Origin of the sequence: Alloalcanivorax sp. C16-1 (genome assembly GCF_046507805.1) — a bacterium.
Classification (GTDB): Bacteria; Pseudomonadota; Gammaproteobacteria; order Pseudomonadales; family Alcanivoracaceae; genus Alloalcanivorax.
On sequence record NZ_JBKFTK010000003.1, the window covers coordinates 153,430 to 163,586 of the forward strand.

Sequence of the window (10,157 nt, forward strand, 5' to 3'; positions counted from 1 at the left end):
GCGCCGGGGTTTCATGTGAAGGTCCCCGGGGGCGCGGGTGACCGCTTCAGCCGCGACGGTTTTTCAGAGCCGCTCTTCCACCCAGCCGTACACACCTTCCAGGGCCGCCGGCAGGGCCGCCGCGTCGGTGCCGCCGCCCTGGGCCATGTCCGGGCGTCCCCCGCCCTTGCCACCGACCTGCTCGGCCACCCGTTTCATCAGGTCGCCGGCCTTGACCCGGTCGGTGAGGTCCTTGGTGACGCCGGCCACCAGGGCCACCTTGTCGCCGTCGGCGGCGGCCAGCAGGATCACGCCGGAGCCCAGCTTGTCCTTCACCTTGTCCATGGTCACGCGCAGGGTCTTGGCGTCGGCGCCGTCCACCAGGGTGGCCAGCACCTTCACCCCGGCCACCTCGCGGGCGTCGGCGGTCAGGTCGCCACCGGCGCCGGAGGCCAGTTTCTGCTTGAGGCGCTCCACTTCCTTTTCCAGCTCGCGCAGGCGGCGGGCCTGGGCGGCCACCCGGCCGGCGGCCAGCTCCGGGCTGCTCTTGACGGTGGCGGCGATCTCCTCCAGGGCGCGCTCCTGGTCGCGCACGGCGGCCAGGGCGTATTCGCCGGTGACCGCTTCGATGCGGCGCACACCGGCGGCGGCGGAGGTTTCCAGGGTGATCTTGAACAGGCCGATGTCACCGGTGCGCTGCACATGGGTGCCGCCGCACAGTTCCTTGGAGAAGCCGTCGGTGCCCATGGTCAGCACCCGCACTTCATCGGCGTACTTCTCGCCGAACAGGGCCATGGCGCCGGCCTTGCGGGCCGCGTCCATGTCCATCAGTTCGGTGGTGACGGCGGCGTTGGCGAGGATCTGGCGGTTGACGATGGCCTCGATGCGGTCGCGCTGGTCGGCGCTCAGGGCTTCGCCGTGGGAGAAGTCGAAGCGCAGGTAGTCCGGCGCCACCAGGGAGCCTTTCTGTTGCACGTGCTCGCCGAGCACCTGGCGCAGGGCGGCGTGCAGCAGGTGGGTGGCGGAGTGGTGACGCATGATGGCGCGGCGGCGTTCCAGGTCCACGTAGGCGTCCACCTTGTCGCCCACCTTGAGCGCGCCCTCGCGCACCGTGCCAATGTGGATGTGGGCCTGGCCGCGTTTGCGGGTGTCTTCCACGTCGAAGCGGCCACCGTCGCCGGCCAGCACGCCCCGGTCGCCCACCTGGCCACCGGATTCGGCGTAGAACGGGGTGCGCTTGAGCACCACCATGCCGGTGTCGCCGGCGTCCAGACGGTCCACGGCGGCGCCGTCGCGGTACAGGGCTTCCACCTCGGCCTGGTCTTCGTGTTTCTCATAGCCGGAGAAATCGGTGACCGACTCGATATTGAGGCGGTCGCCGTAGTCGTTGCCGAAGGCCCCGGCGCCCCGGGCGCGCTGGCGCTGGGCGTCCATTTCCCGTTCGAAGCCTTCCAGGTCCACCTCCAGGTCATGCTCGCGGGCCACGTCGGCGGTCAGGTCCGGCGGGAAGCCGTGGGTGTCGTACAGCTGGAACACCACTTCGCCGGGCAGGGTGTTGCCGTCCAGGTCGGCCATGGCGCCTTCCAGCACTTTCATGCCGGCGGCCAGGGTGCGGCCGAACTGCTCTTCCTCGGCGAGCAGCGCCTTTTCCACCCGTGCCTGCTCCCGGGCCAGTTCCGGATAGGCGTCGCCCATTTCGTCCACCAGCGCCTGGACCAGGGTGTGGAAGAAGGGCCGGCTCTGACCCAACTGGTGACCGTGGCGCAGGGCGCGACGGATGATGCGGCGCAGCACATAGCCGCGGCCTTCGTTGGAGGGCACCACGCCGTCGGTGATCAGGAAGCCGGCGGAACGGATGTGGTCGGCGATCACCCGCAGGCTTTTGTTTTCCAGGTCGTCGCAGCCGGTGGCCTTGGCGGCGGCCTTGAGCAGGTTCTGGAACAGATCGATCTCATAATTGGAGTGCACGCCCTGCTTCACCGCGGCGATGCGCTCCAGGCCCATGCCGGTGTCCACGCTGGGCTTGGGCAGCGGCTTGAGCTCGCCGTCGTCCTGGCGGTCGTACTGCATGAACACCAGGTTCCAGATCTCGATGTAACGGTCCAGGTCGCCGTCCTCGGAGCCCGGCGGGCCACCGGGCACATCGGCGCCGTGGTCGTAGAAAATCTCGGAGCTGGGACCGCAGGGGCCGGTGTCGCCCATCTGCCAGAAATTGTCCTCGTCCAGCCGCGAGAAACGCTCGGCGCTGACGCCCATTTCCTTGAGCCAGATGTCCGCCGCCTCATCGTCGGAGACGTGCACGGTCACCCACAGGCGCTCCTCCGGCAGGCCCAGCTCGCCGGTGAGAAACTCCCAGGCGAAGCGGATGGCGTCACGCTTGAAGTAGTCGCCGAAGCTGAAGTTGCCCAGCATCTCGAAGAAGGTGTGGTGGCGGGCGGTGTAGCCCACGTTCTCCAGGTCGTTGTGCTTGCCGCCGGCGCGCACGCAGCGCTGGGCACTGGTGGCGCGGCTGTAGTCGCGTTTTTCACGGCCCAGGAACACGTCCTTGAACTGGTTCATCCCCGCGTTGGTGAACAGCAGGGTGGGATCGTTCTCCGGCACCAGGGAGGACGACGCTACCTTGGCGTGTCCCTGGCGGGCGAAATAATCGAGAAAGGCCTGGCGGATTTCAGCGCTGGTCATACGGAACAAACACTTACCGGAAATTAGGGACCGGCAGTATAGCGTTGTCCCAGGGCGGTTGCGATGGGGCCGCTTACTTGAAAAAGGCGGCGGTGCAGACCGCCACCACCATCACCAGCAGGATCCACTTCAGCACCCGCTGGGACACCTTGTGGGCAAAGCCCACGCCCAGACGCACGCCCAGCAGGGTGCCGGCGCCCAGCAGCAGCCCCGGCAGCCAGGCCACCTGGTCGCGCCAGGCGAAGATGGACAGGGCCAGCACGGTGAAGCCGCCGGTGATGGCCAGCTTGAGGCCGTTGGTGCGCACCAGGTCGTAACGCAGCTGGCCCGCCAGCACCGCGATCAGCAGAAAGCCCACCCCGGCCTGGGCGAAACCGCCGTAGGCGCCGGTCAGGAACAACCCCACCCAGGCGGCCGGCGTGGACGCCAGCGCGCGGGGCGCCTCGTCCGGCCCGGCCACCAAAGTGGCCGGCTTCACCACCATGATCACCGCCATCAGCACCAGGGTGCCGAGCAGCACCGGTTCCAGAATGTCGGTGGGCAGAAAGGACGCGGCCAGGGTGCCCAGCAGGGCGCCGGCCAGGGTGGGCACCAGAATGCCCGGCAGGGTGTTGAACGGCATGGAGCCGTGGCGATGGAACTGGCGCACCCCTTCCAGGGACTGGATCAGGACCCCTACCCGCATGGTGCCGTTGGCCAGGGCCGGGCCCATGCCGGTGAGCATCAGCAAGGGCAGGATCAGCAGACCACCACCGCCGGCCAGGGTATTGATAAAGCCGGCGATCACGCCGGAGCCGAGCAGCGCCGCCACCAGCCAGGGGTCACCCAGGTATTCCATCAACGTTCCCCATAAAAAAAGCACCGATCCGGAATCAGTCCGTCGGTTCGTCCTCTTCGCCGGCGACGTCCAGGGCGGCGAAGCATTGCTCCGCGTCGAAGCCCCGGGACTGCAGGAAGCGCAGCTGTTTGGCCTTTTCCTTGCGGTCCGCCGGCGGATGCCGGAAGCGGCGCCCGTGGACCTCCCGGGCCAGGGCGAACCAGTCACAGTCCGCCTCGTCCAGGGCGGCGCCGATCATCTCGTCACCCAGGCCCTTCTGACGCAGTTCCGCGCGGATGCGCAGGGGCCCCTGGCCCCGTTCGATGCGCGAACGCACGAAAAAACCGGCAAAGCGCCGGTCGTTGAGAAAGTCGTGTTCCTGGCACCATTCCAGCACCGGGTCCAGCGGTGCCTGGTCACCGAACCGGCGCCGCATCTTGCCGCGCAGTTCCTGGTGGCCGTGGTCCCGTCGTGCCAGCAGCTTAACCGCGTACTGGCGCACGGTGGCCTCGTCCACGGGGCCGTCGCCGGCCCCGTCGCGCCGATTACTCATCCGTGGCTTCGGACTTCTCTTCGGCCTCGGCCGGCTGCTCGCTGGGCACCGCCAGCAGACGGGCGCGGATTTCCTTCTCGATGGCCTGGGCCACGTCCGGATGCTCGGCCAGGTAGTCGCAGGCGTTCTGCTTGCCCTGGCCGATCTTCTCGCCCTGGTAGGCGTACCAGGCACCGGATTTGTCGACCAGGCCCTGCTGCACGCCCAGGTCCAGCACTTCACCGAGCTGGTTGATGCCCTGGCCGTAGAGAATCTGGAACTCGGCCTGGCGGAACGGCGGCGATACCTTGTTCTTCACCACCTTGACGCGGGTCTCGTTGCCGGTCACCTCGTCGCCCTGCTTGACCGCGCCGATACGGCGGATGTCCAGGCGCACGGATGAATAGAACTTGAGGGCGTTACCGCCGGTGGTGGTTTCCGGGTTGCCGAACATCACGCCGATCTTCATACGGATCTGGTTGATGAACACCACCAGGCAGTTGGCGTTTTTCACGTTACCGGTGATCTTGCGCAGGGCCTGGCTCATGAGGCGGGCCTGCAGGCCCACGTGGGTGTCACCCATCTCGCCCTCGATCTCGGCCTTGGGCACCAGCGCCGCCACCGAGTCGACGATCACCACGTCCACGGCGCCGGAGCGCACCAGCATGTCGGTGATTTCCAGGGCCTGCTCGCCGGTGTCCGGCTGGGACACGATCAGGTCGTCCACGTTGACGCCCAGTTTCTCGGCGTAATCCGGGTCCAGGGCGTGCTCGGCGTCGACGAAGGCGCAGGTGGCGCCTTTCTTCTGCGCCTGGGCGATCACGCTCAGGGTCAGGGTGGTCTTACCGGAGGATTCCGGGCCGTAGATTTCCACGATCCGGCCCTTGGGCAGGCCGCCGATGCCGAGGGCGATGTCCAGGCCCAGGGAACCGGTGGAAATGGAGGGCATGCGCTCGCGCTTCTGGTCGCCCATGCGCATTACCGAACCTTTACCGAACTGGCGCTCGATCTGGGACAGCGCCGCCGACAGTGCCTTGCTCTTGTCGCTCATTTGAAACCCCTCTCCGATTCCTTGTCCTGGAACAGTGTCCTGATCCCGGGACAGTGTTCTCCGGTGATGCTGACCTCCTGGCCAGCACTGTCTATCTGGACAGCATTATGGGCAGTGTGGGACCGGGCTGCAACCCCCGGCACTCAGACCGCCTCCAGACGGGCGATCAGCCCCTCCAGGGCGGCGTCGATGGTGGCGTCGCGCACCGCGGTGCGGTCGCCGCCGAATTGAAATCGCCCGGCCCGGGACCAGTCCGGGCCCTGGGCCCAGGCGATCCAGACCGTGCCCACCGGCTTGTCGGCGCTGCCGCCGCCGGGGCCGGCCACGCCGCTCACCGCCACGCTCAGGTCGGCGCGGGAGCGGACCAGCGCGCCGCGCGCCATTTCCAGCACCGTGGCCTCGCTGACCGCGCCGTGGCGGTCCAGGGTGGCCGCGGCCACGCCCAGCATCTCCATCTTGGCGTCATTGGAGTAGGTCACGAAACCCCGCTCGAACCAGTCGGAGGCGCCGGCCAGGTCCGTCAGCCGGTAGGCGATGCCGCCGCCGGTGCAGGATTCCGCGGTGGCCATTTTCAGCCCGTGCCCGGTCAGTTGCCGCGCCAGACGGCGGGCGCGCTCATTGATATCGATCACCGACGCTCTCCGTGCGTAACTGTCAGGCGGGCCATGATACAGGTCCGCCCCGGTGGTCGGGTAGGTGTGGGCCGGGCAGGTGTGATCGGAATAACGGTGATCAGGACGAGGCGTACACCGGCATCGCCAGGGTGGCCTGCAGCACCCGGCCCACCGGGCCGTCCTGATCATAAAGGGTACTCTCCACCAGACCGTTGCCGTTGGGCTGCATGCGCGCCAGGGCATCCATGCCCAGCCACGGCCCCAGCGGCTCCCGGTGCAGATAGAGGCTGATGTCGGTATTGATGCAGCCGGTGCGCGGATTGACCTGCAACTGCCCCACCCCGTTGCCGAAATCCGCCAGGGCGGCGGCGTGCACCGAGGGCGAGCAGGTTTCGCCGGCCACCACCGGCACCGGCAGGCGCATCCACACCCGGCCACGGCCGCTGCCGTCCACGCCGTCCAGCCGCGCCACCCGCACGGTATGGTGCAGGCCCGGCAGCGGCAGGGGCGCCTGCCCCCGGGCGCGACCGGCGGCCTCGGACAGGCTGGCCTCGTCGTCACCGCCCCGGGGCGGCAGGTCGCCGGCCGGAAAGCGCGCCGCCGGCGGGACCTCCAGCGGCACCTGTTCCAGATACAGGGCACTGGCGCGGCTGACGATCACCTCGCCGGCTTTCAGGTCCGCCTGCAACAGCCGCAGCCGGCGACCGTCCCGGACCCGCTGCACTTCCACGGTGAGCGGCGCCGACGGCACCGGCCGCAGCAGGTCCACGGTGAAGCGGGCCAGCCGCAGGCCGCCCTCGGTGCCGGCGGGCTCCAGCACCGACGCCAGCAGCCCGGCCGGCGCGCCGCCGTGCAGAAAGTCGGGGCTCCAGGGGCCGCCGGCGTTCTCGCCGGGCAGGTAGACGTCGCCTTCGCGGCGAAACAGGGCGTTCTCGGTCATGGACGATCACTCTTGGCGGGGCCGCGCTTGACAGGGGGCGGGCCGTATTGTTTTTTGTGACGGCGTTTTTTTGAGACAGCGTTTCAAAAACGCAGTGCTAGATAAAAACAGTGCTTGATAGAAACAGTGTATCGGCGCCGACGCAAGCGGCGCCCCGGCTCGGGACCCAGCAATGACAGACACCCTTTCGCTTCAGGACCGGGGCCACCCGGACGGCATTTGCTATGGCTGCGGCAGCGCCCACCCCAGCGGTCTGCACCTGAAAAGCCACTGGCACGAGGACGGCGAGCACGTGGTCGCCACCCACACCCCCGACCCGCAGTTCACCGGCTGGCCGGGCCTGGTCTACGGCGGCCTGCTGGCGATGCTGATCGACTGCCACTCCAACTGGACCGCCATGGCGTACCACTACCGGGCCGAGGGCCGCGAAGCGGGCAGCCAGCCGCCCATCAACTGCGTCACCGGCCGCCTGGATATCCGCTACCTGAAGCCCACCCCCATGGGCGTACCGCTGCTGCTGAAAGGCCGGGTGGAGGGCGACGTGGGCCGCAAGAGCCGGGTGATCTGCGAGGTGTGGGCCGGCGACGTGCTCACCGCCAGCGCCGACTCGGTGTTCGTGCGGGTGGACACCGAGCAGCTGGCCCGGGCGGCCGGATCGGCCTGATCCGGTTTTTGCATTTTTATACACCACCCGCCGCGCCGGGCAGCGCACCATGGAAGCCCTTGTCAACGATCAAGGAGTGATCCCATGGCCAGCCAGAATCACGGCAAGCAGATCAAGAACGACGATCAGTACGAGGCGCTGCGCGACCGGGGCCTGAGCAAGTCCAAGGCGGCGCGCATCGCCAACACCCGCAACGCCGGCAAGAAAGGCGGCAAGCAGCCGCCCTATGAGGACTGGAGCCGCAAGGAGCTCTACCAGCAGGCGAAAAAGGTGGGCATCGACGGCCGCAGCAAGATGAACAAGGCGGAACTCAAGCGCGCCCTGCGCGGGCGCTGAACCCGCGCATGCTCCGCGCCAGGCCGGGCGTCACGCGCTCAGGCCGGTGGCTTCATCCACGCCCAGGTGCACGTTCATGTTCTGCACGGCGGCGCCGGCGGCGCCTTTGCCCAGGTTGTCGAGCCGGGCCACCACGCACTGGCGCTCGCCGTTGCCGAACACGAACAGGTCCACCCGGTTGGTGTCGTTGCTGCCCTGCACGTCGAAAAAACCGCCGTTCAGATTGGCCGGATCGTCCGGCGCGTGCACCCGCACGAAGGGCTCGTCGGCGTAACGGCCGCGCAGCGCCTGGTAGAGATCGTCGGCGCCGGTGCCCGCCTTCAGGTGGGACAAGTGCAGCGGCACGGTCACCGCCAGCCCTTTCAGGAAAGGCCCCACCGTGGGTACGAACACCGGCGCCAGTCCCAGGCCGGCATAGCGCTGCATTTCCGGCAGGTGCTTATGCTCCAGGCCCAACGCGTAGGAGCGCGGCGCGCGCAGAACACCGTCCGCGTCGGCGTCGTAGTCGGCGATCATGCTTTTGCCACCGCCGCTGTAGCCGGTGATGGAGGTGGCGGTGAGCGGGTAATCCGCCGGCAGCAAGCCGGCGTCCACCAGCGGCCGCACCGCCAGAATAAAGGCGCTGGCGTGGCAGCCCACATTGGCGATGCGCTTGCTGGCGCGGATCTTCTCGCGCTGGCCCGGGGCCAGTTCCGGCAGGCCGTAGACCCAGCCGTCGGCCACCCGAAAGGCGGTGCTGGCATCGATCAGGCAGGTATCCGGATTCTCGACCATGGCGGCGGCTTCCCGGGAAGCGGCATCGGGCAGGCACAGGAATGCCACGTCGGCGGCGTTGAGCAGACGGGCGCGCTCCGCCGGGTCCTTGCGCAGGGCGCTGTCGATCCGCAGCAGCTCGATGTCGTCGCGCCGCTCCAGATAATCGAACAGCCGCAGACCGGTGGTGCCTTCCTGACCGTCCACATAAACCTTGAATGCCATTGTCGCCGTCTCTCTCGGTGTGCCGGACCGGAAAGCCTAGGCACAAGCCCCGCCGGATGCAACGGGCAGGCCGCTCAACCGGCGCGAAACGCCGCCGGCACAGTCAGCTCATAGGTGCGGCCCAGGGGCAGACCGAGCAGGCCGGCGGGACCCCGCTGGGAACTGAAGTACAGACGCGAACCGTCGGCGGTGAACGCCGGCCCGGTGAGCTCGCTGCCGCCGCCGGGCACCTGCAGCAGGATTCTGGCCGGCTGGTTGGGCACCATCACCATCAGGCGCATGGCGTCGCCGTCCTCGGCCACCACCACGTCGCCCATGGGACTGACCACCAGGTTGTCCACGTCGTCGAAAGCGTCCTCGCCGGCGCTGATCAATTGCTCGTTGTCGAACACCACCTCGATCAGGTCGTTGTCCACGTCCAGGGCGTGCACCCGGTTGTCGCCCTTGCAGGCGAAGAACACCACCGCCCGCAACGGATGCTCGAAGCCGGTCACGGTGTCGCGCTCGCCCTCCGGCCAGTACTGGATCCAGATGCCCTCGCCGCCCTTGAAGCGGGTCCCTGGCGCGCCCTGGCCGGTGCCGTCCTCGATGCGCGCGCGCACCCGGGCCTGCGGTTCGTCCGGGGACTGCACGTCCACCCAGGCCACCCGGCGCAGCGCCCGGGCGCCGGCCAGGTCTTCCATATAGGCACCGTTCTCGAAGCCTTCCACTTCCAGCACCTGCAGCACACCATTGTCCAGGTCCAGGCCCGGGACGCCGTTGACGGCGCTGACCCGGCCGGCGGAGCGGAACCGGTACAGGCGACCGTCGCCCTCGTCCTCGGTCATGAACACCGACGAGGTGGCCAGGTCCACGGCGGCGGCCTCGTGTTTGAAGCGACCCAGGGCCGGGTGGGATTGCGCCTGGCGGGGCGTGCCCACCGGGTCGCATTGATAGACCAGGCCGTCCTCCACTTCCTCGCAGGACAGCCAGGTGCCCCAGGGGGTGGCGCCGCCGGCGCAGTTGATGCGGGTATTGACCAGGATCGGATAGGCGTCCAGCAGCTCGCCGTCGGCACCGAAGCGCAGCGCCCCTACCCCGCCCGGCACAAACTCGCTGTTGGACACGTACACCCAGCCGCCGTCCGACTGGGAAAACACCGCCCCGCCGTCCGGCAGGGGGTGCCAGAGAAACAGCGGCAGCTTGGACACCGGCTGGCGGCCGGCGGTGGCCACCCGGCGCAGGGCGAACCCTTCCGGAATCAGCACGCCGTCCACGCCGGAGTCCACCAGCGGCCCGATGTTGGACAGCGGCCCCGCCCGCAGTGGCAGTTCCCGGGCAGGCTCCGGGGGCGACGTCGGGCTGCCGCCGCCGTCGTCCGGGTCGCGGGGCGTCTCTCCGCCACCAGCGGACGAACCGGACGACGAGGAGCCGCCGCCACAGGCGGCCAGGGCGGCGCCGCCGCCGGCCAGGAACATCAGTTGCAGAATATCGCGTCGGGACAGTGCCATGGTTTACCCCCTTCAGCCGGATCGGCCCTGGAAAATCACCCAGCCTGGACCGGCAAGATGACGGTCCCGTGGCG

10 protein-coding genes are annotated in these 10,157 nt (G+C 68.7%); 2 read left to right on the forward strand and 8 right to left on the reverse strand.

What is annotated here, in order from left to right:
• Window positions 1-63 precede the first annotated feature (63 nt).
• The 6 genes from alaS to ACLD0W_RS11445 form a co-directional block, all read right to left on the reverse strand.
• A complete protein-coding gene (alaS, locus tag ACLD0W_RS11420; protein WP_410307614.1) occupies window positions 64-2,661 on the reverse strand; it encodes an alanine--tRNA ligase in 2,598 nt (865 codons plus the stop codon).
• A gap of 73 nt (window positions 2,662-2,734) precedes the next feature.
• A complete protein-coding gene (locus ACLD0W_RS11425) occupies window positions 2,735-3,499 on the reverse strand; it encodes a sulfite exporter TauE/SafE family protein (RefSeq protein WP_410307615.1) in 765 nt (254 codons plus the stop codon).
• A 34-nt stretch (window positions 3,500-3,533) separates the two neighbouring features.
• Window positions 3,534-4,031: a regulatory protein RecX gene (locus ACLD0W_RS11430; RefSeq protein ID WP_410307616.1), complete on the reverse strand. Its 498-nt coding sequence runs from the start codon at window positions 4,029-4,031 to the stop codon at window positions 3,534-3,536.
• Complete coding sequence (gene recA, locus ACLD0W_RS11435; RefSeq protein WP_410307617.1) at window positions 4,024-5,061, reverse strand: recombinase RecA; 1,038 nt, start codon at window positions 5,059-5,061, stop codon at window positions 4,024-4,026. Before recA ends, ACLD0W_RS11430 begins: the two co-directional genes overlap by 8 nt.
• 143 nt (window positions 5,062-5,204) lie before the next feature.
• The gene (locus ACLD0W_RS11440; RefSeq protein ID WP_410308053.1) at window positions 5,205-5,690 is read right to left on the reverse strand and encodes a CinA family protein; all 486 of its coding nucleotides are present in this window, start codon (window positions 5,688-5,690) and stop codon (window positions 5,205-5,207) included.
• A gap of 103 nt (window positions 5,691-5,793) precedes the next feature.
• A complete protein-coding gene (locus ACLD0W_RS11445; protein WP_410307618.1) occupies window positions 5,794-6,615 on the reverse strand; it encodes a thioesterase family protein in 822 nt (273 codons plus the stop codon).
• 172 nt (window positions 6,616-6,787) lie between these two features.
• On the opposite strand from ACLD0W_RS11445, the gene ACLD0W_RS11450 reads away from it, so the two are divergent.
• A complete protein-coding gene (locus tag ACLD0W_RS11450; protein ID WP_410307619.1) occupies window positions 6,788-7,279 on the forward strand; it encodes a PaaI family thioesterase in 492 nt (163 codons plus the stop codon).
• An 84-nt stretch (window positions 7,280-7,363) separates the two neighbouring features.
• Complete coding sequence (locus tag ACLD0W_RS11455) at window positions 7,364-7,615, forward strand: Rho termination factor (protein ID WP_410307620.1); 252 nt, start codon at window positions 7,364-7,366, stop codon at window positions 7,613-7,615.
• A 30-nt stretch (window positions 7,616-7,645) separates the two neighbouring features.
• On the opposite strand, the gene argC is transcribed toward ACLD0W_RS11455, so the two are convergent.
• Window positions 7,646-8,593 carry an N-acetyl-gamma-glutamyl-phosphate reductase gene (gene argC / locus ACLD0W_RS11460; RefSeq protein ID WP_410307621.1) on the reverse strand — a complete coding sequence of 316 codons (948 nt, stop codon included), beginning with the start codon at window positions 8,591-8,593 and terminating at the stop codon, window positions 7,646-7,648.
• Window positions 8,594-8,667: 74 nt separating this feature from the next.
• Complete coding sequence (locus tag ACLD0W_RS11465; RefSeq protein WP_410307622.1) at window positions 8,668-10,083, reverse strand: alkaline phosphatase PhoX; 1,416 nt, start codon at window positions 10,081-10,083, stop codon at window positions 8,668-8,670.
• Window positions 10,084-10,157: the final 74 nt, after the last annotated feature.